Raw genomic sequence first — 20,803 nt, 5'->3', positions numbered from 1 at the left:
CGTCAGGGCGCGTCCGACCGATGCAGGGTGTCGACCGTGATGGTGCCGCGGGCACGCGAGACGCAGGCGCAGATCTTGCGGCTCTCCCGCTTCTGATGGTCACTGAAGAAGACGTCGCGATGGTCGATCTCGCCGTCGACATCGACCACGTCGAGCGCGCAGACCCCGCATTCACCGCGCCGGCAGTCGCTCATCACCTCATGACCGGCTTCGTTGAGCACGTCCAGCATCGACCGGTCGCGCGGGATGACGAACTCGGTCCCCAGCTCAGTCCCCTCGCCCCTGAGCCGCACGCGGAACGGCTCGGTCGGCAGCAGCCCGCTCGATCCAAAGGTCTCGTAGCGCAAGTCGGAGAGCGGGCGGCCGGATGCCTCCCAGGCGCGCCGCGCCGCGTCCAGCATCCGCATCGGGCCGCAGAACAGTGTCATCGTGTCCTGCGGCAGCGCCGCAAAGACGCCGTCGAGGTCGAGCCGCCTGCCTTCGTCGCCGGCATGAACGGTGAGGCGGTCGCCGAGCGCACGCTCAAGCATATCGAGATAGACCGCATCGCCGCGCGTGCGCACGGCATAGTGCAGCGTCACGCCGGCGTCGCGGCGGGCGAGCGCCTGTGCCGCACCGACGATCGGCGTGATGCCGATGCCGCCCGCGATCAGGCAGAACTGCCGCCGCGTCCAGTCGAGCTGCACCAGCGAGGTCGGCAGCGTGACGGTGAGCCGCACGCCCGGCGCGAGCGACCACATGTAGCGCGAGCCGCCGCGGGAATCCGCTGCGCGCCGAACTGCGATCCGGTAGCCCTGCGGATCGACTTCGCCGACCAGCGAATAGGAGCGGGTCTGCGGCTGGCCTTCGATGGTGACGCCGACATCGATATGGCTGCCGACCGGATAGGGCGCACCCGTAAAGTTATCCGGCCGCAGCAGGAATTCACGGATGCCGGGCGTGAGGTCGCGCACGGCGAGCAGCGTGGCGGATGTCCAGGTCTCGATGAATCGCATGGCGTTCTCCGCTCAGCCGGCTGCCGAATTGATCAGCGCCAGCGCCGGCAGCAGATCGAGATGGCTGCGATTGCGCAGCGCCAGCCGCAGATTGCGTGCCGCAAGCCTTGCGTGCTCGCGCATGATCGCCTCGGCGCGCGCGCCCTCGCGGTTCTCGATGGCGTCGACCACAATGCGATGGTGATCCTGCGCGATCAGCAGGATCTGGCGCGCCTCAGGCAACGCCGATTGCGCCATCACGAAGCCGCTCGGCGAGGCGAATGGCAGCGCCGAGGCGCGGTCGATCTGCCGGATCAGCGGCGGGCTGCGCGACAGCTCGGTGAGCAACGCGTGGAAGCGCGCGTTGAGCGCGACATAGGACGAAAAGGCTTCGACCGAAATCGGATCCTGCCGCACCAGGCCGTCGATCTCGTTGAGGCATTCCTTCAGCGGCTCGAGATCGCGCGACGAGACGCCGCGCTCGGCGGCGAAGCGCGCGGCCAGGCCCTCCAGCGTGCCGCGCAGCTCGATCGAATCGAGAATGTCGCGCTCGGAAAATGCCTTGACCATGAAGCCGCCGGAAGGGATCGCCTCCAGCAGGCCTTCCTCCTCCAGCCGGACCAGCGCCATCCGCACCGGCGTGCGCGACACGCCGGTGAACTCGACCGCCTGCAGCTCCGAGATCCGCTCGCCGGGCCGCAGGCCGCCGGAGAGAACGAGGTCGCGCAGCGCAAGCTGCGCCCGCACGGTCTGCGACACTGAACGATCGGTCTCGCGTTCCGCCATGGCTCGCCCCTCGCCTACTCGGCAGCCTGCAGCTGCTGCGGCGGATTTTCCTTCGCCACCATGCGGTCGATGACGCGCCGTGCCCACATTGCGCCGGCGTCGATGTTGAGATTGTAGAACACCCGGTCCGGATTCTCGTCCATCGCCCGCTGCTGCGCTTCCAGGATGATCTCATCCTCATGGAAGATGCCGGCGACGCCGTCGCGGATTTCCGAGGTCAGCCGCTGCTCGGTGATGCGGTGATTGCGGACGAACGCCCAGAAGTAATGGCAGGTCTTCTCGGTCTCGGGCGTGATCGTGTTCAGCACATAGCCGTTGACGCCCTGCGAACGATCGCCCTCCGGCGCGCCCGAACCGGCCGGCGCGACGCCGACGTCGATGTTGACGGTGCACGGCGCTTCGAAGCGGATGATCTGCCAGCGATCGACCGGGCCCGGCTTCTGCAGCTGCTTGGCCCAGAACGGCGGCGCCTCGATGCCCTTCATCCAGCGCGTCACGGTGACCGTCTTCTCGCCATGGGTGACGTCGAACGGCGCCTCGGCGACCGCATCATTGCCGATGCTCGAGCCGTGCACGAAGGTCTCGTGCGTCAGGTCCATCAGATTGTCGACAACGAGGCGATAGTCGCATTTGACGTGAATGGTCTTGCCGTCGCCGGCCCAGGCCGGATCGTGATTCCAGTGCATGTCCGGCACCAGCGCGGGATCGGCCAGTGCGGGATCGCCCATCCAGAGCCAGATGAAGCGATGGCGCTCGACGACGGGAAAGGCGCGGACGCAGGCCGACGGATTGATCGTCTCCTGCGAGGGCATGAAGGTGCAGCGGCCCTGCGCATTGTATTTCAGGCCGTGATAGCCGCAGACCACGGCATCGCCATCGAGCCGGCCCTTGGAGAGCGGCACGAGGCGGTGCCAGCAGGCATCCTCCAGCGCCACCACCTCGCCGTCGCCCTTCCGGTACATCACGACATGCTTTCCGCAGATCGTCCGCGGCAACAGCGCGTGCTTGATCTCGGCATCCCAGCCGGCCGCGTACCACGCGTTCATTGGAAAGGGTTTTGGCACTGGTCCGCCTCTCAGCGTTTATGAATACGCTATGTATACATCATATCCGCAAAATAGACAATTATGAGGTATCAGGGTATTCATGTCCGGTTTTCGGTATACATAGTTGCACCGTGTCGGTGGAGACAATCAAGCCGGCGCCGCCTCCAGGGAGAGCTGGCGACAACGTGGTGCGATTTTCCGAGACGATGGAAGAAGCAGCCAAGCCGCGCTGGAGGCGGTCAGCGGATCGAAGGCTGGACTCTTCAGGAGCCTGCGCAATTTGCCGAAGGCGCCGGCGCGCAGCCTACGAGTTCGACGCCGCGCGGGTCGAGGCCGACTGGACATCCTTGATGTTGATGACGACGGCGATGCGCTTGATCGTGCCGCTGCGGTAGGCCTGCAGGAACTTGTCGTAGTGCTTGACCGAGATGCAGCCATTGGAGTCGCCATTCGGTCCGAGCATGTAGCTGTGGACCAGCAGGCCAACGCGCCCGAACGTGTCGCTGCCATCGACCGGGGTCATGCGCAGCGCGGGCACGCCGTGGAACAGCTTCTCGCGCGGCTTCATCTCATAGATGCCGGGCGGCGTCGCGCCTGCGTTGCGGGCATTCACGTGCGCCGGGTCGTCGAGCAGATTGCCGAGGCCCGAATGCGCCTCGAACTTGGTGCCGTCGGGCATGTACACGATGCGGCCGGTGATGTCGTAGACCGCCGTCGTGCTGTCATAACCGAGCTTGCCGAGGTCGGGGCTCGGACCGGACAACAATCCATCATTCGGATCGAGCGAGGCCAGCTGCATCTTGCCCGGCATCATGTCGGCAATCTTCTGCAGGAACGTCCGATTGTCGCCCTGCTGCACCGGCGCCTGTGGCGGTGGCGGTTGATCGTTACGCGCAAGCAGATTGGCCTCGGCCGGCCGCGACCGCGGCATCGGCACGGAGGACGTCGTCGCTGTGGTCGTGGCGGCGACGGACGCCGTCGCCGACTGGCTGGTCGGCAGTTCGGTCTGCGTGTCGCGCAGCTGGCCGGACAGCGCGTCCTCGATCTGGCCGAACTCGGAATTGAAATCGCCGCGGCTCGAACGGAACCCGCGGCGCAGTGGATAATAGAGTGAGGCCGAATTGATCGTGGAGCGCGAGCCGAAGCGATCGTCGAAGTTCAGCGAGGCTGAGGTGTTGGCGAGCGCCGGACCGTGAAACCATGCGGTCGGGTCGATGCCGACCATCCAGGCGGCAAGGCCAGACGACAGGGCAAGCGCGCTCACGGCAAACGCCGTGCTGCCCACCAGAGACATGCCGCGGCTCGACTTACGCCGGGCAGGTTTCGTCGTTCGTTGACCCATCAATCCCCAAGTTCGGTGCTCTGGGGCCTGTTACCCGGCCCACCGGGATTCACCGATCACTCATCATATCAGGGAATTAGAGTAAGGCATAATCGAGACAAAGCGCACAACGAGAGGTTTTTTAAACGTTTTTCGGATGGAAAGTGCCAGAGAATCAGCCTTGGGCGGGCTGAATTGACCGAAAAGGTCCCGATTCGGGACGATTTCGGCAGCTCAGGCGATCTTTTCTTCCCAGAGGGTGAGCACCGGGACCGGCTTCCCGATGGCGTAACCCTGGGCGTAATCGACCCCGATCTGGCGCAGCTCGTCCAGGATCGCGAGGTTCTCGACGAACTCCGCGACCACCTGCTTCTGCATGATCTTCGCGGTCTTGGTGATCATCTCGACCATCGCCCGATCGACCTTGCTGTTCAGGATCTCCTTCACGAACGAACCGTCGATCTTGATGATGTCGACCGGCAGGTGCTTCAGATAGGCGATCGAGGACATGCCGGTGCCGAAATCGTCGAGCGAGAAGCTGCAGCCGATCTCGCGCAGCCGCGCGATGAACTTCTGCGCCTCGTCGAGGTTCGAGATTGCGCTGGTCTCGGTGATCTCGAAACACACCGATGCCGGCGAAACGTCAAGCTGCGCGAACAGCCCGGCGACGAAGTCGACGAAGTCGCTGTCGCCGATGGTGGCGCCGGACAGGTTGATGGCGTAGCTCGCAATCTTGCGCGGCTGGTGCTTGCGCTCGGCGATGATCTCGAAGGCGCGGCGAACCACCCAGCGGTCGATCAGCGACATCAGCCCGTAGCGTTCGGCGGCGGGCAGGAAACTGCCGGGCGGCACCAGCGCGCCGCTCTCGTCGCGCAGGCGCAGCAAGAGCTCGCGCCGGTCGTTGCCCTTCAGCACGCCGTTCACCGGGCGGATCTCCTGCTCGTAGAGGCAGAAGCGCCCCTCATCCAGTCCCTTGCGAATGCGATTGACCCAGCTCATCTCGGCAACGCGCACGGCCATGCCGGTGTCGGACGGGCGGTGCTCCTGGACGCGATTGCGTCCCTTGTCCTTGGCAAGGAAACAGGCAACGTCGGCAAGCCGCAACGCGTCCTGCACGCCGGCACTGTCGGCCAGCCCGACCAGGCCGATGCTCGCGCTGATCCGGAAGCTCGCCCCCTCATAAATGAAGCTCGACTGCTCGATCACCGCCCTGACCCGCTCCGCAACGTCGGCAGCGACGTCGTGCGTCGCGGAGCCGTCGTCACGCAGCAGAATGCCGAACTCGTCGCCGCCAAGACGCGCGACAAGGCCGCTGCTGCCGACTTCGGTCGCCAGCAGCCTCGCCACCTGCTTCAGCAACCGGTCGCCCGCCATGTGGCCGCAGGTGTCGTTGACGATCTTGAACTGATCGAGATCGATCAGCATCAGGTCGGCGCCGACGGCCGGCGAGCCCGACATCGCCTTGTGCAGTTCGAACTCGAACTGCCGGCGGTTGGCAAGGCCGGTGAGCGCGTCATGCGAGGCAGCCCACGCCAATTCCTCGACCAGCCGCCGCTCGGCGGTCATGTCGTGAATGATCATGACGCGGCCGGCCGGTTCTCCGGCATGCACGATCGGGGTCTCGACCACCGAGACCGGCACGCTGGAGTGGTCCGGCCGCACCAGGAGCTGTGGCCGGCTTTCGTCGGCGGCGTCGAACGATCCGCGCACCGGCTGCTCGGCAATGTTGAACAGCGACGCTAGCGGCCGTCCCGTCACCTCCTGCCCTGCCGCGATGAGCCGCTGCGCGGCGGCGTTCATGTAGTCGACCCGATCGTCCTGCGTCGTCACGATGACGGCATCGCCGATCGACGCCAGCGTGAGCTGGGCGCGCTCCTTCTCGACCGCGAGCGCGGTCTCGGCAAGCCAGCGCCGCCACAGCATCCGCCGCGTGTGGACCAGCACGATGCCGGCAAGGCAGGCCGCGATCACGAAGTTGACCAGCAGCAGCAGCGCGGAGACCTGACGCGACGCCTTGCCCAGATGATCGGAGAAATCGACGGCGAGCGTGCTCAGCGCCGCATCGACCGTACCGATCCGTTCGGCCCAATGCCTGATGGTCGCAGCCGACGGATCGTGCAGCGCGACGTCGCTCGCCGCCTCGTTCCGGATTTCAATCAGCTGATCGAGCAGCGCATCCGAATTGCGCCATGCCGTCACCGCGCCGGCCACGTGGTGCATCGTGCGGAAATATTTGAACAGCCAGATCAGGCCGCCGATGTCGTCATCATGATTACCTGCCCTGGCGAAGCCGGCCCTCGCCACCGCGTCATTGTCGCCCGGCGCTTCCAGCGCGCGCCGCGCCGTGCGATCGGCCAGCGGCACCGCGATCGCGGCATCGAACTTCTGCAGATAGAGCGGCGCACCGGTGCTGACATAGGTCTGCAGGTAGTGGATGGCGTCCTTCTGCCCCTTCGACCACATGCTTTCGCCGGCCACATAGGCCCTGACCGCGGACATCACCTGCAGGCTGCCCGCCGACAGGCCGCCCAGCAGCAACACGATGGCCAGCAGCGGTCCCACCACCCGCCACAACGACCGGCTTCGAAACGAAAAGAACATGCCCAAATGCGCCCGCCCCTGAAATTATCGGGTGAGCCTAGGAACCGTGACTTAACCTCACGTTGCAAAACGCGATGAGTTTGAAACGACTTGGCTGCAGCACAATTACGTCAAACTTTACGCACCCCGGCGACCGGCGACGACGCTCACGGGTGCAATGTCGGCGACGTGTTCGGCGCGGGCGCCTGCTCCATCTCGGCCTCTTCGGGCAGCTTGTCGGCATGGACGGCGAGCGGCGTGCCGATCCAGAGCGGATCGTCGTGGTGGTCGCGGCGCGGATTGGTGGTGTTGGGATGGACCAGGATGCTCAGGCTGCCGTGGTTCAGCATCAGCCACGGCACCAGGGTCGGAAACAGCTCGGCCGCAAACGCCACCTGATACATCGCCTGATCGTGCGGGCCGACCTTGACGTCGTGCCAGCGTCCGAGCGTGACCAGGAAGCGCTCGCCGATCCAGTTGCGCAGCCGCTCCGCCTCGTCCCGGCTGGTCGCGGGGTCGTAATAGACATGAGCGTGATAGCTCGCGATCTCGCCGATCGTCCGTGGCGCGTCCGTCATCTCAGCTCTCCTTCTGGCCGGTCACTTGCGCCGCAGCACACTGAACTGGAATGACTGCGTCGCGCCCCAGGGCGTGACGTGCCGGTGCGCCTCATGCGCGATCAACTCGAATGCCGGACCAATGGTCCTGCTGAGCGTCGCGGGGTCATAGCGCTGCACCGGCAGGCCGCTGCACTTCTCCGGGCCGTCCAGCGCGAAGGTGCCTATCACGGCGTGCCCGCCTGCTTTGACGCCGCGATGCAGCCGGTCGAGATAAGCTGCGCGGTCTGGTTCCTCGACCAGGAAGTGAAACGCCGCGCGATCGTGCCAGATGTCGAAGGTCTGCTGCGGCTGCCAGATCGTCGCGTCACCTACGATCCAGCGCACCGCGTCACCTGCTGCGCCGATCCGTTCCCGCGCGCTCGCCAGCGCCGCTTCGGAGAGGTCGAGCACCGTCAGATCGTGGAAACCGCCCGCAAGCAACGCATCGACGAGGCGCGAGGCCCCGCCGCCGATGTCGATGATCGACGCGTCGCGGCCCGGTGCGATCGATTCGATCAGACGCAGCGATGGCTGCGGATCGGCCTGCGACCAACTCACCTGCTGCTCTCCCTTGGTCAGATAGACGGTCTGCCAATGCGATTGCCGATCAGAAGCGGTCATGGCGATAGGTCCCGAAAGCGGCAACAACCTGCGTTGCGCCATTAACCATCAGCTAGGCGCGGCGGTCTCTCGCGTCAACCGGCAGCGGCGGGCACGCACGGCGGCGCAGCAGCAAATGCCGCATTTGCTTCGCCGCATTTTCCAACTAACCTGATAGCCGGGTTGAGATCGGGGCGTCCGGGGATGGCCAATTTCGGCTGGACACGCGGCAACAAGCCTGCACAAGCGGAAGACGCCGCCAGCGATTTGCGCGGCCTCAGCGATCCGGCGGCGTTTCTCGCCGCGCTCGACAAGGTGGTCCCGCGCTATCTCGATCTCGCCGACAATGGCGTGCTGGTCTATCCGGCCTGCAAACGCAAGCCCGGCGATCTGCTCGGCGACATCAGCGCGATCTGGGAGCACACGCGGCTTGAAGCGATGCGCTATGTCCCGATGGTGCCGCGGCAGGACATCTCGCTGCTGGTCGATCCGGCCCGCCAGGCGGAGATGATCGATGCTTTCCTGCGCCAGCGCGCGCACGACAAGACCGTCGTCGATTTCACCGGCACCGCGATCGAAGACTACGGGATTGCGATCTACGCTGGCCTGAACTGGCTGAACCATTGCGGCGCGCTCGTGGGCGCGGATCCGCAAAAATTTTCCGGCACGTTGCGGAGCTTCCGCAGGGTCATGGTGGTCGCCCAACAGTGGTGGGCGATCGACGGCGCGGCCGAGCGCTGCCGGCAACTGCTGGAAGCGCGCGAACGCCCGCCGCTGGTGTTCTTCCTGCTGTGGGCCGAATGCACCAATTTGGCGCGGGAGATCGCGATCGCGGCGGCCGGTCCAAATGCAACCGAGGACACCATCTCGCGGATGCGCGCGGCCGAAGATCCGGACGAGCTGACGTAATGCGCGGATCGGACGCGCGGCCGCAGACCAAGGTGCGTACTCATAAATCCGGGATGTCCGCTTTCGAGAGGTAAAGCGGACTCGCGACCCCGACCACGCGGATGTCGCCTTCTGACCCTGGCTGTGTGAAAACGCTGGGCTTCTGTTATGATTCTCCTGTGATTCTTTGGGGGAATCGATGAGGCGCTTCGTTGAAGAGGCGGATCGTGGACAGCGGTCGCTGTTGCCCGAATGCCTCGATGACTTCATTGACGAGAGCAACCCTGTTCGCGTGATCGACGTATTTGTCGATGCGCTCGGTTTGGCTGAGATGGGCTTTGAGGGTGTGGAGCCGGCGGCCACCGGTCGGCCGTCGTACCATCCCTCGGTGCTCCTGAAGCTTTACATTTACGGTTATCTGAACCGGGTACAGTCGAGCCGGCGGCTGGAACGAGAGGCCGGGCGCAACGTCGAGGTGATGTGGCTGCTGGGTCGGCTCGCTCCCGATCACAAGACGATTGCGGACTTCCGCAAGGACAACGGCCTGGCGCTGCGCAGGGTATGTGCGCGCTTCGTCGAACTCTGCCGAGAGATGGGTCTGCTGGCGACGGCGAGCGTCGCCATCGATGGCAGCAAGTTCAAGGCCGTGAACAACCGGGACAGGAACTTCACGCGCGCGAAGATGGAGCGACGGCGTGCTCAGTTGGAGGAGAGCGTCGCGCGCTATCTGAGCCAACTTGACACGGCCGACCGCCAGGAGCCGACCGAGGCCCTGGCCACGAAGGTGACGAGGCTTACCGAGAAGCTGACGAAACTGAAGGAGGAAATGGGCAAGCTTGCCGTCTACGAGAAGCAGGTGCTTGCGTCACCCGACCAGCAAATCTCCCTGACCGACCCCGACAGCCGCTCGATGGCGACGAGCGGGCGCGGCTCTGGTGTTGTCGGCTACAACGTACAGGTCGCCGTAGACACCGAACACCATCTGATTGTGACGCACGAGGTGACGAACAGCGGCTCGGATCGGGCACAACTTGCCAATATGGCCAAGCGGGCGAAGGCTGTTCTGAAGACTGAGACGCTCGAAGCTGTAGCCGATCGCGGCTACTTCAACAGCCCAGAGATCCTTGCGTGCCACGAAGCGGGCATCACGGTAACTCTGCCCAAACCGCTAACGTCCGGCGCTAAGGCAGACGGACGCTTCGGTAAACAGGACTTTGCCTATTTGCCAGAGGAGGACGTCTATCGCTGCCCGGCCGGGGAGCGGCTATCATATCGCTATACGAATGAAGAAGACAGCAAGGTGCTGCGGCGCTACTGGACCACGGCCTGTCAAAGCTGTTCGCTCAAGACCCAATGCACGCCTGGGTCAGAACGGCGGATTACGCGATGGGAGCATGAGCATCTGCTCGAGGCTGTGCAGCAGCGCCTTGATGCAAGCCCGCACGCCATGCGTCAGCGCCGCGAAACTGTCGAGCATCCGTTCGGCACCATGAAGGCCCGCATGGGAGCGACACACTTCCTCACCAAAACGCTTCCGAAAGTGGCGGCCGAAATGGCGCTCTCCGTCCTGGCCTACAATCTGACACGGGTCATGAACATCGTCGGGATCAAGCCGCTGATGGCTGCGATCGCGGCATGACACCAATCCAGTCCCGACTGCCTCGGGACTGGCGTTTTTACACGACCAAGACCCGGAGCAGACATCGGCCTGGCCATTTGGCAAGGGATAATTCTGGCTATACCCGCCCTTCCAGAATTGTGGCCTGACCCTATAAGATGCGCCTCCTGACCCCCAGGGTAAGATATGGCGCGGCCGTCAAAAACGAGAGGCAAGAGGAGCGCGGCGAAAACCCGCAAGGCGAACTCTATGGGCGACCACAAAAAGCCCATTAAAAATAAGCGCGGCATTTCTCCGATCTCCGATGTGACCAAAGAGTTGCAGGAGGCCCGCGAGCAGCAAGCGGCTACGGCCGAGATATTGAAGGTCATAGCCAGTTCGCCTGGCGAGCTTGGGCCGGTGTTCGAGGCCATGCTGAAAAATGCCGTGCGCATCTGCAGCGCCAGTTTTGGGACGCTGCTCCTATACGAAGGCGACAGGTTGCGGCGGGTAGCGCGAATGGCCGCGCAAAACGTGCCGCAATCGTATGCGCCCGACCAAGAAACGCCGCCACACTTCATCGCGCCGTTTGATGGGGCGCCTTCGCTGGGGCGCCTCGTCGAGACCAAGGCGCTGGTTCACATTGCCGATATTGCCACCGAGCATCCCGACGATCTGATCTACAAGGTCGCCGCAGCCCGCACCGTTCTGATTGTGCCGATGCTCAAAGAGAGCAAGCTTGTCGGCGCCTTTGCCGTCTACCGCAAGGAGGTGCAAGAATTCAGCGACAAGCAGGTCGAGTTGCTGGAAAATTTTGCGGCACAAGCCGTGATCGCCATCGAGAACACGCGGCTGCTCAAGGAACTGCGGGAGCGCACAGATCAAGTAGCCGAGCTTAATCGGGGCCTCGAAGCGCGGGTCGCCGAGCAAGTCGAGGAATTGGGCCGCATCGGACGTCTGAAGCGCTTCCTCGCTCCACAACTGGCCGAACTGATCGTCTCGCAGGGAAACGAGAAGATCCTCGAAAGCCACCGCCGCGAGATCGTGGTCGTGTTCTGCGATTTGCGCGGCTATACTGCCTTCACCGAGAGCGCCGAGCCAGAGGAGGTGTTGAATTTCCTGCGCGAGTATCACGGCGCGCTCGGGCCGCTCGTCAGCCAGTTCGAGGGGACGCTCGACCAGTTCTCCGGCGACGGGATCATGGTGTTCTTCAACGACCCCGTACCGATCCCCGACCCGGCTCTGCGCGCGGTCGATATGGCCGTCGCGATGCGCGAGGCTGCGTCGTCGCTGACCGCGGCCTGGCGCGAGCGAGGCCGTGAGTTGGGATTTGGCGCCGGCATCGCCCAGGGTTACGCGACCTTGGGCCAGATCGGATTTTCCGAGCGCTTCGGATATACTGCGATTGGCACCGTGTGCAATGTGGCGGCACGGCTGTGCGGCGAGGCTAAGGACGGCCAAATTCTGCTCAGCCAGCGCGTCAACGTGGCTCTCAAAGGAAGCGTAGCGACTGAACATCTTGGCGCACTTTCGTTGAAGGGTCTCACCCAGCCGATCGTGACCTACAACGTGCCGCTCACGGCTAGCCAACCGGCGCTCCGTGTTATCGATGGGGGTAATCATTGAACGGCCAGTCAGCGGGGGAGTCCGGCCTTGGCCCGTTGCGGACATTCACTTAGGCGTCCGTCGATGTCTGCTTTGGAGGACAACTCAGACCTCGCTATCTCCGCACGCGCGTACCAGATTTATGAGTACACGCCCAAGTCTAGGCGACAGGGTCCGCGTCGACCGAGACCACCTGCAGCTCCTTGGATTTGCGCGAGATCATGCGGGCCAGCTCGCTCTGCTTGTAGGTCTCGACGAACTTGATGGCGAAGCCGTTCGGCAGATGCCGGACCACCCGCCCGACGCAGGCGCCGATCGCCAGCGGCATGCCGACCGGCGGCTGCGCCTCGGAGGAGACCGCCGCGCCGGACAGCGACATATCGATGATGAAGCAGCTCTGCATGGTGCCGTCCGCCAGCGTCAACATGGCATGCGGCGCGACGGGAACGAAACGCGGGTTGTTGCGCGCCTCGCGGATGCTCGGATCCTTTTGCTTCTTCTCGATCCAGGTCAGCTTGTCGGCGAACTTCTCGCGCATGGCATGCGTCATCTCGAGCTCGAGCAGGAAGCTGCCGCTCATCGTGTCGGTGATGCAGCCCTCGAACTTGCCGAACTCCTCGAAATACGAAGTCAGCCGGTCGCCGACCTTGCCGACGACGGGCACGTCCACGATCATCCGGAACGGCGAGACGCGCGTGGTGCGGCAGGCGAAGGTGCGCAATTTGCCCTGGGCATCGTACCAGTTCGGCAACGTGTAGCTGCCGTTGACGGTGATCTTGACCGCGCGTTGCTTGAGAAACTTTTCGACGGACACGACTGAACCTCGCCCGAGGCGATGTGAATGCACGGAGGTCGGGATTGACCGGCTTCACTGCCGGTCCGGGTGGGGAAGTCCGCTACCGACGCGATGGTAGCGGGGAGCTGCGGCACGCATTCCAGCGCGTGGCCGAATGGTCCTGGCGCGCAGGTGCGTACAGCCATACCGTCGAAAAACTAGGAAAAAGTTAAGCCGGGACGGAGCGCCGGCGGCGCACTCTATGGCGCAACCGTTGCCCGGCAGTTTATTTTGCGAACCGTACAACTACCGGGAGAGTTGCTACCCGGCAATGCAATCGCGCCGTGCTCCAAACCGCCTGCCCCGGCTGTCGGCCGGGTGCTAGCCTTCGCTCGATCAGTCCGGACCCTCATAGGCTCAACATGTCAAACAAATCGCTTGCCGACGGCAAGATCCTGCAGGACGTCGTCGACGGCGTCGGCGTCATCACCTTCAACAATCCCGACAAGCGCAATGCGATGTCGCTGGAGATGTGGGAGGGGCTCGGCGAGGCGCTGACGTCGTTGCGCGACGATCCGGCTGTCCGCGTCGTGATCCTGGTTGGCGCCGGCGACAAGGCCTTCGTATCGGGCGCCGATATCAGCCAGTTCGAGAAGACGAGGCACAACGCCGAGGCCTCCGAGGAATATTCACGGCGCAGCGCCGCCCAGCGCGCCCTGCTCGCCGACTATCCGAAGCCGACCATCGCCTGCATCCGCGGCTTCTGCCTCGGCGGCGGCATGCAGGTCGCGATGCTGACCGATATCCGCATCTCCGGCTCGAGCGGCCAGTTCGGCATACCCGCCGCCAAGCTCGGCATCGCCTATGGCTATGACGGGCTGCGCCATCTGGTGTCGCTGGTCGGGCCGTCCTGGGCGCGGCTGATCATGTATACGGGCATGCGGATCGATTCCGCCGAGGCGCTGCGAATTGGCCTCGTCGATCGCGTGCTGCCGGACGCCGAGCTCTGGGACGCGACCATGGAGATCGCGCGCACCATTTCCGGCAATGCGCCGCTGGCGATCAAGGCCGCCAAGATCACCATCGCGCAGGTGCTGAGGGATCCAGCCGACCGCGACATGGCGGCGATCAAGCAGGTCGGCATCGAATGCATGGACAGTGCGGACTTCCGCGAAGGCCGCAGCGCTTTCATGGAGAAGCGCAAGCCGCAGTTCAAGGGCCGGTAGCGGCGTCCTCATCCTCACCGGTCATCGCCCGGTTCAACTGGGCGATCCAGTCCGCGGCGGCCCATCGGCTCAAGCACGACCGCCTCTGGAATACTGAATCACCCGCATGCGCATGCGCGGGTGATGACGCCGGATGGCGATCGCACGATTTCTGAATAATGGAATAATAGCCCCGATTTGCCCGGCGCGTCAAGTCGCCTGGTCGAAGGCCGGCCGCCGGCCGGCTCCTTTGCATGGGGTTGTTTTCGATATTTTGGCAGTGTGCTCGCGATTAAACCTGCCCGCTACTTCTTCTCGCTGACCGGGACCGTGTAGTTCAGGATCAACCGCCCGCCGTCGGGATAGATGGTCTGGCCGGTGATGTAGGAGGCATCGTCGCTGGCCAGGAATGCCACGACGGCAGCGACCTCGCTCGGCTCGCCGCAGCGGCCGGCCGGCGTGCGCGACAGCACGCTGCGCCGCGCATCCTCGGACGAGAAGATCGCCGTCGCCACCATCTCGGTCAGGATCGTGCCGGGTCCGACCGCCACGACGCGAATGCCGTGCGACGCCAGCGCCACGGCGGCGACCGAGGTGAGCTGCTTCATCGCGCCCTTGGACATCGCATAGGTCGCGAGCGAGGGGATCGCGAGCAGCGCGTTGACCGAGGACATGTTGACGACGACGCCGCCACCGCCCTGCGCGATCATCTGGCGCGCCGCAGCCTGGACGCCGAAGAACGCGCCCTTGAGGTTGATGCCCATCACGTCGTCGAATTCGGCCTCGCTGATGTCGAGGAAGTCGCGGTTGCGCGCGACGCCGGCATTGTTGACCATGACGTCGAGCCGGCCGAATTCCTTCACCGCGGTCGCGACGATGCGGTCGACATCGGCGCGCTTGCTGACGTCGGCCTCGACGGCCCGCAACTGATCGATATGTCCGAGCTCCTGGGCGGTGTGGACAAGCCCTGCAGCGTCGACATCCGAGATGACGACCCTGGCGCCGTCGGACAGGAAGCGCGCCGCGCAGGCCTTGCCGATGCCGCGTGCCGCCCCCGTGATGGCGACGACCTTGCCGGAATTCTTCATGGGAGTGCCTCCAGAACAAACTGTTCATGGAGCAATAGCGCATTGCGCGTCGGCAGGGAACGCGGCGGATTCTCCGGGCGAGACCTCAGGACTTGATGCGCGCGAGAATCCGGTCGGCCTCGGTACGCCAGTCGGCGCTGCGGGCGAAGTCCGGCGTTCCCTTGGCTCCGAACACGCCCTCATCGGCAAGGTCGGCGATCCAGCCCTGCCGCTCGGCGGTGCCGGAGGCAGACCATGGCGTCAGCCCGGCCTCGCGCACGGTCTCCGCCACCTCGCGCACCTCCTCGGCGCGCCGCCGGCCGTGCTCGATCACCCGCTGAAAGAAATAGGCGCCCTGCTTCTCCCAGTCGATCGACGGAAAGGTCTCCTTGAGCGAGGCGAGCACCGCATCCTCGACGCCATAGGCGCGCGCGGTGGTGAAGCTCTCGATCACCATGGCCTCCAGCCCCTTGATCATGATGCTGCGACACATCTTGACTGCAGAGGAGACCCCAAGCTCGTCGCTTGCGACCTTCGCCGCAAAACCGAGCGCGACCAGCAGCGGCGCCAGCTCCCGCGCGCCTTGGCCGCCGAGCAGCAGCGGCACCCTGATCCGGTACGGCGGCAGCGAAGTCATCACCGCGCCCTCGACATAGCGGCCACCGGCGCTGTCGATGTACGCCGCCGCGCGCTGCTTGGCGCCGGGCGAGGCCGAGTTGAAATCGAGAAACCAGACCCCGCTCCGGATTGCAGGTGCGCAGGCCGCGGCCACCGGCACCGCCTGGCTCGCCGTCACCGCCGAGATGATGAAATCGGCCCGCGCCGCAAGAACGGCATGGGATTGCGCGAGCTCGACGCCGATCTCCGCCGCGTGTGCGCGCAGCGCCGCGCCCTGCCCGCGGTCGAGCTTGATGTCGTAGGCCGAAACCCTCACGCCCTGCTGGCGCAGATCCTCGGCAAGGATGCGACCGACCTCGCCATAGCCGAGCATGCCGACCTGCCATTGCCGCGGATCGCAGGAGATTGTCATCAGTTCAGGTCCCGTGTTGTGTCGTCGAACAGCTCGTCGACCGTGACGCGCCGGCGGATCAACGCCTGCTGCACGCAATAGTCGATCATCAGCTCGAGCGGCTTGCGGTTCGCCGCAACGCCGAACGGCAGCAGGTCCGGCATGCCGGGCGGGCCGGCCGCTGCCTTGCCGCGCTTGAGCAGCTCGTACAGGCTCCGCACCACGTCCGGCCGCGACGCCGCAAGCCGCGATGTCACCACCACCAGATGATTGACCGGCACCACGCCGTGCCGCGCATACCACAGGGACGCCTCTGCGGCTGGATCGGCGAACAATGGCTTGAATGCCGGATCGCTGGAGGTCTCGCCCAGCACGGCATCGAGCTCGCCGTCCCTCAGCATCTGGACGATGGTCTTGCCCTTCGGCGCACGCTCGGTGCTGTCGACATATTCCGCGACATGCGGATCCTCGAACGTGACCCAGTTGATCCTGTCGAGGTTCACGCCATGGTCATTGGCAAGGATGCCGCGCATCCATGCCCCGGTCGTGGTCGTGAACGAGCGGATGCCGACCCGCGTGCCTTCGAGATCGGCAGGCACGAGCGTACCGAGGTCGGCGCGATAGAGCGCATGGCCGTGCTGGAAGCGGCCGACCATCGCCGCCGGCAGCAGCACCAGCGGCTTGCCGTGCGCCCTTGCCATCAGATAGGTCACGATCGCCATCTCGCAGACGTCGAAGGCCTGCTCGCGCACCATCGGCTTGAACGCGGCGTTGGTCGGCGTGAATTCGGTGAAGTCGAGATCGAACAGGTCGGAGCGAAGCTCACCGTTCTTCATCGCCCGGATGTGCGGATGATTGCCGAGCACGGCGCGTAGCCGAAGTTTCTCCATCGCGACAAGCTCCGGACGTTCAGGTCACCACTCGCCCCGGATTTGCGCCCGGGATCTTGCGCGGCGCCCCTTCGTCGAGCGGCGCGGCCTGCAACGCGGCGACGGTGGCGCGCACCAGCTCCTCGATGGCGTGGCCGGCATCGGTGCCGTCGGCGCTGCCGCGCGACAGGCGCGAGACGCGCTCCGGCGTCACCAGCGTGTAGTAGAGCGCGCCGAGCAGGAAGTGGCTGCGCCAGACCAGATCGGTACGAGGAATATGCGGCAGGCTTTCATGAATCGCGTCGATGAAGGCGTGACTGGTGTCGTCGAAGGTCTGCGCAATGATCTTGCGCACGACCTCATTGCCCTCGGCCGACATGATCGCGCGCAATCGCGTGAACCGCGTTCCGCCGCCGGCAAGATCGCTGCCGGACGTAAAGGCCGGCAACACATAGGCGCGCACGATCGCCTCCAGCCGGTCCTGCAGATCACGCACCCGCCGCGCCGCGGCCAAGAGCTCGGAGCGCCGCCGGTTCATCGGGCCGCAATGGCGCCGATAGATTTCCAGCAGCAGGCCGTCCTTGGTCCTGAAATGATAGGTCACGCTGCCCGGATTGGCGCCGGCGGCCTGCGCGATGTCGCGCACCGAGACGGCGTTGAAGCCGTAGGTCGAGAACAATTCCTCCGCCGCGGCGAGGATCGCCTCGCGCATGTTCGGCTTGCGGGTGCCGGCGGCGGCCTTCACGTCAGACCTGGCAGGTTTGCGGACCATATTTGTACTATCGTCCAAATAATCCGGTCGCGTCAACAACGCCGCGCTGCGTCAGGATAGTTTGACGTCAGGCTCGGCCCGACCGCGCGCGGCGGCCTCGAGCAGGAACGTCCTGCCATGCTCGGGATCGGCCGCACGCCGCGCCTCATCCATGTCCTGCCAGGCCGTGGTGACCAGCACGCGCGAGAAGTCGCGGCCGACGAACGCCGGGCAGCTCGATTGCCTCGCCGGTACGCGTAGCGAACGCAGATGCCGGCCGGTGGGATCGTAAACGTCGACGCAACCGCCGCCCCAGCGCGCGTTCCAGATCATCCCGTCGGCATCGACGATCGCGCCGTCGAGCCCGCCGCGGCCTCGATGCCTGATCAATTCGGTGGCCTCGCCGACCGGCAGTCCTGTTGATGGATCGAGCGGCACGCGATGCAGCACGTTGGTCGCGGTATCGGCGAAATAGCCGATGTCGCCCGCGGGCGAAAAGCAGATCGCATTCGGGATGGTGATCCCCGGATACAGCCGCACGATGCGGCCCTGACGCAGCGCATAGATCGCGCCGGCACCCTGCTCGGCATGGCGCCCCATGGTGCCGAGCCAGAACGTGCCCGACGGATGCACACGCGCATCGTTGGAGCGCGTCAGCGGATTGTCGGCCTCCAGCGCGGCGAACAGCTCGAGGCGGCCGTCGGCAACGTGCCGTACATAAAGTCCATCTTCGGTAAGGATCAGCTGTCGCTCGCCGTCGATCCGCGCCAATGCACTCGCCATTTTCGGCAGTTCGTGAATGACGGTGCGGCCACCTGCAAATCGATGCTCGAACAGCCGGCGCTCGCGGATATCGAACCACCAGGCGGTGTCGGTCGCCGCATCATAGGTCGGGCCTTCGCCGAGATGGCAACGCTCCGCCGACAGCACCGATGTCGGCACCTCTTCCATCAACGGCTCGGCGGCACGGTCGGTCATGGCGTCACTCACGCGGTTGAGAAGCGGTAGACGATGCTGCGCCGATAGAACTGCCCCGGATCGAGCCGCGCCGACGGGAAGTCGGGCCGGTTCGGCGTATCAGGCCAGGCATGCGGCTCGAGACAGAGCGCGTCGGATTGCCGGTAGAGACGATCGCCCTTGCCAGCGGTCGAGCCGTCGAGGAAATTGCCGGAATAGAACTGCAGTCCCGGCTGATCGGTGAGCAGCTCCATCACACGGCCGCTGTGCGGCGCCTCGAGGCGCGCAGCGAGACGAAGGCCCGCCCCCGAAGCCAGACAGAAATTGTGGTCATAGCCGCGCCCAAGCTGGAGCTGCTCGTCATGCATCCTGATCCGCGCGCCGATGGCTGTAGGCTTGCGGAAATCGAACGGCGTGCCGTCGACCGGCCGCGGCGGCTCGTGGAGCGGGATCGCCGTGGCATCCACCGCGAGGAAATGGTCGGAGACGATCGTCAGGCGGTGATCGAGGATCTGCATGCCCGAGCGCGCGCCCTCGAGATTGAAGAAACTATGATTGGTGAGGTTGAGGCAGGTCGGCCGGTCGGTCGTCGCCTCGTAGGTGACCGAGAGCTCCATCGGACTGCGCACGCGATAGGTCACGCGCGCCGCGAGATTGCCCGGATAGCCCTCCTCGCCATGCGGGCTCTCGCGCGCCAGCACCAGCGTCGGTTCCGGTTCATCTGATAGTTCGACGATCCGCCACAGCTTGCGATCGAAGCCCTGCAGGCCGCCGTGCAACGCATTGGGGCCATTGTTGGCCTCGAGCGTGACCGTCTCGCCATCGAGCACGAAGCGCGCGCCGGCGATCCGGTTGGCATAGCGCCCGATCGTCGCGCCGAAGAATTTGCGCTGTGCGAGATAGCCGTCGAGCCTATCGTGGCCAAGCACGATGTCGTCGCAATGCCCGTCACGATCCGGCGCAAGCAGCGCTTGCAGCGTGGCGCCGAACGGAAGGATGGCGGCCTCAAAACCATGTTCACCGCGCAAGATCACGCGCTCGACCACGGTGCCGTCGTGCAATTTGCCGAAGGGAGCGCGACCAATGCTGGCTGATGTCATTGTCAGTCCTCGAACGCCTCGACGAGGCGCCGTCGCCCGAGCATGAAGCTATCGGCGACAAGCCGCAAGGGCGCGAGGTCGACATCGGATTTTCCTTCCGAGGTCAGCGCGACGAAGCGGCGGTACAGCGCGGGATATTCCTCATCCGGCGCATCGACCACCAGCCTGCCGCCATCGCGCAGCTGCCTTCCACCTTTCGACAGCGTCACGGGCCCGGCCTCGGTCTCGCACAGGATGTCCCAGCTCGGCGATCCGGTCTGGCGGAAATCGAATTCGGCGTGAATTGGCAATCCGCCCGCGTCGGCAAGTTCGATCTCTGCCGCAATCGGCGCCTCCCGATTGGACGGAAAGTCCAACGCCGCGCTCCTGATAAAGACCGCACGCGGCAGGATCTCGGTCAGGATCGACAGCGCGTTGATGCCGGGATCGAACACGCCGAAGCCACCCGCCTCGAAGATCCAGGCCTGGCCTGGGTGCCAGACGCGCACGTCTTCCTTCCAGATGATGGTCACCTTGTTGATGGTGCGTCTCGCGAGCAATTGCCGCGCAGGACCGACCGCGGCCGCATAGCGTGAATGCCATGTGGCAAACAATGTCCGGCCCGCCTCCTGCGCGGCCGCGATCAGCGGCGTGAGTTCGCTTAACGTCGTGCCCGGCGGCTTCTCCAGCAGCACATGCTTGGCCGACGCGAGTGCGGCGGCGGCCTGCGCGTGGCGCACCTGCGGTGGCGTACACAGCGCGACTGCGTCGATCTCCGGCCCGTCGCGCAACAGCTCCTGCATGTCGCGGAAATGCGGCAGGCCGGGCGGAGTCTTCACGGGATCAACCACCGCAACGAGAGCCACGCCTGACGTCTTCGCGATCGCAGGCAGGTGCTGCCGGCACGCGATCTCGCCAAAGCCGACAATGGCGATGCGAAGCAGGTCACTCATGGCCGTCCTCGCGTTGCTGTCCACCTGGCCGGCTGAAGCCGCCAGGCAGAATCATAAGCCAGCGCCGAATACCAACGGCATGATGTGATTTTGGTTGCGGACACGCAAGTGCACGACGCTCTGTTGCGCGCCTCGCGGCCGG

The 20,803-nt window shown here is 65.0% G+C and carries 19 protein-coding genes; 4 read left to right on the top strand and 15 right to left on the bottom strand.

The genetic code is table 11. From position 1 onward, the window contains the following. Positions 1 to 2: 2 nt before the first annotated feature. From J2R78_RS23965 to J2R78_RS23935, 7 genes are all read right to left on the bottom strand, one after another. Complete coding sequence (locus J2R78_RS23965; RefSeq protein ID WP_253607085.1) at positions 3 to 995, bottom strand: PDR/VanB family oxidoreductase; 993 nt, start codon at positions 993 to 995, stop codon at positions 3 to 5. 12 nt (positions 996 to 1,007) lie between these two features. Then, positions 1,008 to 1,760, bottom strand: a complete 753-nt coding sequence (locus J2R78_RS23960; protein ID WP_038382468.1) for a GntR family transcriptional regulator — start codon at positions 1,758 to 1,760, stop codon at positions 1,008 to 1,010. 14 nt (positions 1,761 to 1,774) lie between these two features. Further along, complete coding sequence (locus J2R78_RS23955) at positions 1,775 to 2,824, bottom strand: Rieske 2Fe-2S domain-containing protein (protein ID WP_253607084.1); 1,050 nt, start codon at positions 2,822 to 2,824, stop codon at positions 1,775 to 1,777. Positions 2,825 to 3,110: 286 nt separating this feature from the next. Continuing rightward, the gene (locus tag J2R78_RS23950; RefSeq protein ID WP_253607083.1) at positions 3,111 to 4,100 is read right to left on the bottom strand and encodes a DUF2778 domain-containing protein; all 990 of its coding nucleotides are present in this window, start codon (positions 4,098 to 4,100) and stop codon (positions 3,111 to 3,113) included. Between the two features lie 261 nt (positions 4,101 to 4,361). Then, positions 4,362 to 6,689: an EAL domain-containing protein gene (locus J2R78_RS23945; protein WP_253607082.1), complete on the bottom strand. Its 2,328-nt coding sequence runs from the start codon at positions 6,687 to 6,689 to the stop codon at positions 4,362 to 4,364. Between the two features lie 185 nt (positions 6,690 to 6,874). Beyond that, positions 6,875 to 7,285: a DOPA 4,5-dioxygenase family protein gene (locus tag J2R78_RS23940; RefSeq protein WP_253607081.1), complete on the bottom strand. Its 411-nt coding sequence runs from the start codon at positions 7,283 to 7,285 to the stop codon at positions 6,875 to 6,877. Positions 7,286 to 7,306: 21 nt separating this feature from the next. Further along, positions 7,307 to 7,927, bottom strand: a complete 621-nt coding sequence (locus J2R78_RS23935) for a trans-aconitate 2-methyltransferase (RefSeq protein ID WP_253607080.1) — start codon at positions 7,925 to 7,927, stop codon at positions 7,307 to 7,309. Positions 7,928 to 8,110: 183 nt separating this feature from the next. On the opposite strand from J2R78_RS23935, the gene J2R78_RS23930 reads away from it, so the two are divergent. The 3 genes from J2R78_RS23930 (at position 8,111) to J2R78_RS23920 (ending at position 12,017) form a co-directional block, all read left to right on the top strand. After that, entirely contained in the window at positions 8,111 to 8,815 is a 705-nt protein-coding gene (locus J2R78_RS23930) for a hypothetical protein (protein ID WP_253607079.1), read from the top strand. 178 nt (positions 8,816 to 8,993) lie between these two features. Then, on the top strand, positions 8,994 to 10,433 hold the full coding sequence (locus J2R78_RS23925) for an IS1182 family transposase (protein ID WP_253606562.1): 1,440 nt from the start codon (positions 8,994 to 8,996) through the stop codon (positions 10,431 to 10,433). Positions 10,434 to 10,661: 228 nt separating this feature from the next. After that, entirely contained in the window at positions 10,662 to 12,017 is a 1,356-nt protein-coding gene (locus J2R78_RS23920; protein WP_253607078.1) for an adenylate/guanylate cyclase domain-containing protein, read from the top strand. A gap of 139 nt (positions 12,018 to 12,156) precedes the next feature. Here the strand turns inward: J2R78_RS23920 and J2R78_RS23915 are convergent, their stop codons facing one another. Beyond that, a complete protein-coding gene (locus tag J2R78_RS23915) occupies positions 12,157 to 12,810 on the bottom strand; it encodes a PilZ domain-containing protein (protein WP_253607077.1) in 654 nt (217 codons plus the stop codon). Between the two features lie 383 nt (positions 12,811 to 13,193). Here J2R78_RS23915 and J2R78_RS23910 point away from each other — a divergent pair, with 383 nt between their 5' ends. Further along, positions 13,194 to 13,997 (top strand): enoyl-CoA hydratase, encoded by an 804-nt coding sequence (locus J2R78_RS23910; RefSeq protein ID WP_253607076.1) that lies wholly within the window; start codon positions 13,194 to 13,196, stop codon positions 13,995 to 13,997. Positions 13,998 to 14,281: 284 nt separating this feature from the next. Here the strand turns inward: J2R78_RS23910 and J2R78_RS23905 are convergent, their stop codons facing one another. The 7 genes from J2R78_RS23905 to J2R78_RS23875 all read right to left on the bottom strand — a co-directional run bounded on the left by J2R78_RS23905 (position 14,282) and on the right by J2R78_RS23875 (position 20,661). Beyond that, positions 14,282 to 15,064, bottom strand: a complete 783-nt coding sequence (locus J2R78_RS23905; RefSeq protein WP_253607075.1) for an SDR family NAD(P)-dependent oxidoreductase — start codon at positions 15,062 to 15,064, stop codon at positions 14,282 to 14,284. 85 nt (positions 15,065 to 15,149) lie between these two features. Beyond that, positions 15,150 to 16,073 carry a DUF1932 domain-containing protein gene (locus tag J2R78_RS23900; RefSeq protein WP_256558645.1) on the bottom strand — a complete coding sequence of 308 codons (924 nt, stop codon included), beginning with the start codon at positions 16,071 to 16,073 and terminating at the stop codon, positions 15,150 to 15,152. Continuing rightward, the gene (locus J2R78_RS23895; RefSeq protein ID WP_253607074.1) at positions 16,073 to 16,942 is read right to left on the bottom strand and encodes a hypothetical protein; all 870 of its coding nucleotides are present in this window, start codon (positions 16,940 to 16,942) and stop codon (positions 16,073 to 16,075) included. The genes J2R78_RS23900 and J2R78_RS23895 overlap by 1 nt, the downstream gene beginning before the upstream one ends. Before the next feature lie 19 nt (positions 16,943 to 16,961). Further along, on the bottom strand, positions 16,962 to 17,693 hold the full coding sequence (locus J2R78_RS23890) for a TetR/AcrR family transcriptional regulator (RefSeq protein ID WP_253607073.1): 732 nt from the start codon (positions 17,691 to 17,693) through the stop codon (positions 16,962 to 16,964). Positions 17,694 to 17,744: 51 nt separating this feature from the next. Further along, positions 17,745 to 18,623, bottom strand: a complete 879-nt coding sequence (locus J2R78_RS23885; protein WP_253609893.1) for an SMP-30/gluconolactonase/LRE family protein — start codon at positions 18,621 to 18,623, stop codon at positions 17,745 to 17,747. Positions 18,624 to 18,658: 35 nt separating this feature from the next. Further along, the gene (locus J2R78_RS23880; protein WP_253607072.1) at positions 18,659 to 19,729 is read right to left on the bottom strand and encodes an aldose epimerase family protein; all 1,071 of its coding nucleotides are present in this window, start codon (positions 19,727 to 19,729) and stop codon (positions 18,659 to 18,661) included. A 2-nt stretch (positions 19,730 to 19,731) separates the two neighbouring features. Continuing rightward, on the bottom strand, positions 19,732 to 20,661 hold the full coding sequence (locus J2R78_RS23875; RefSeq protein ID WP_253607071.1) for a Gfo/Idh/MocA family protein: 930 nt from the start codon (positions 20,659 to 20,661) through the stop codon (positions 19,732 to 19,734). Between the last annotated feature and the right edge of the window lie 142 nt (positions 20,662 to 20,803).

The sequence above is a fragment of the Bradyrhizobium sp. USDA 4538 genome (assembly GCF_024171045.1).
Lineage (GTDB): Bacteria > Pseudomonadota > Alphaproteobacteria > Rhizobiales > Xanthobacteraceae > Bradyrhizobium > Bradyrhizobium australafricanum.
Note: the sequence above shows the minus strand (reverse complement) of the source record. Positions and strands in the feature narration are given on the sequence as shown.

Bases quoted from the DNA above. Each gene is read 5' to 3' on its own strand.
- J2R78_RS23965 (WP_253607085.1), bottom strand. From the start codon at position 995: ATGCGATTCATCGAGACCTGGACATCCGCCACGCTGCTCGCCGTGCGC.
- J2R78_RS23960 (WP_038382468.1), bottom strand. From the start codon at position 1,760: ATGGCGGAACGCGAGACCGATCGTTCAGTGTCGCAGACCGTGCGGGCG.
- J2R78_RS23950 (WP_253607083.1), bottom strand. From the start codon at position 4,100: ATGTCTCTGGTGGGCAGCACGGCGTTTGCCGTGAGCGCGCTTGCCCTG.
- J2R78_RS23940 (WP_253607081.1), bottom strand. From the start codon at position 7,285: ATGACGGACGCGCCACGGACGATCGGCGAGATCGCGAGCTATCACGCT.
- J2R78_RS23935 (WP_253607080.1), bottom strand. From the start codon at position 7,927: ATGACCGCTTCTGATCGGCAATCGCATTGGCAGACCGTCTATCTGACC.
- J2R78_RS23930 (WP_253607079.1), top strand. From the start codon at position 8,111: ATGGCCAATTTCGGCTGGACACGCGGCAACAAGCCTGCACAAGCGGAA.
- J2R78_RS23925 (WP_253606562.1), top strand. From the start codon at position 8,994: ATGAGGCGCTTCGTTGAAGAGGCGGATCGTGGACAGCGGTCGCTGTTG.
- J2R78_RS23920 (WP_253607078.1), top strand. From the start codon at position 10,662: ATGGGCGACCACAAAAAGCCCATTAAAAATAAGCGCGGCATTTCTCCG.
- J2R78_RS23910 (WP_253607076.1), top strand. From the start codon at position 13,194: ATGTCAAACAAATCGCTTGCCGACGGCAAGATCCTGCAGGACGTCGTC.
- J2R78_RS23905 (WP_253607075.1), bottom strand. From the start codon at position 15,064: ATGAAGAATTCCGGCAAGGTCGTCGCCATCACGGGGGCGGCACGCGGC.
- J2R78_RS23900 (WP_256558645.1), bottom strand. From the start codon at position 16,073: ATGACAATCTCCTGCGATCCGCGGCAATGGCAGGTCGGCATGCTCGGC.
- J2R78_RS23895 (WP_253607074.1), bottom strand. From the start codon at position 16,942: ATGGAGAAACTTCGGCTACGCGCCGTGCTCGGCAATCATCCGCACATC.
- J2R78_RS23890 (WP_253607073.1), bottom strand. From the start codon at position 17,693: ATGGTCCGCAAACCTGCCAGGTCTGACGTGAAGGCCGCCGCCGGCACC.
- J2R78_RS23885 (WP_253609893.1), bottom strand. From the start codon at position 18,623: ATGGAAGAGGTGCCGACATCGGTGCTGTCGGCGGAGCGTTGCCATCTC.
- J2R78_RS23880 (WP_253607072.1), bottom strand. From the start codon at position 19,729: ATGACATCAGCCAGCATTGGTCGCGCTCCCTTCGGCAAATTGCACGAC.
- J2R78_RS23875 (WP_253607071.1), bottom strand. From the start codon at position 20,661: ATGAGTGACCTGCTTCGCATCGCCATTGTCGGCTTTGGCGAGATCGCG.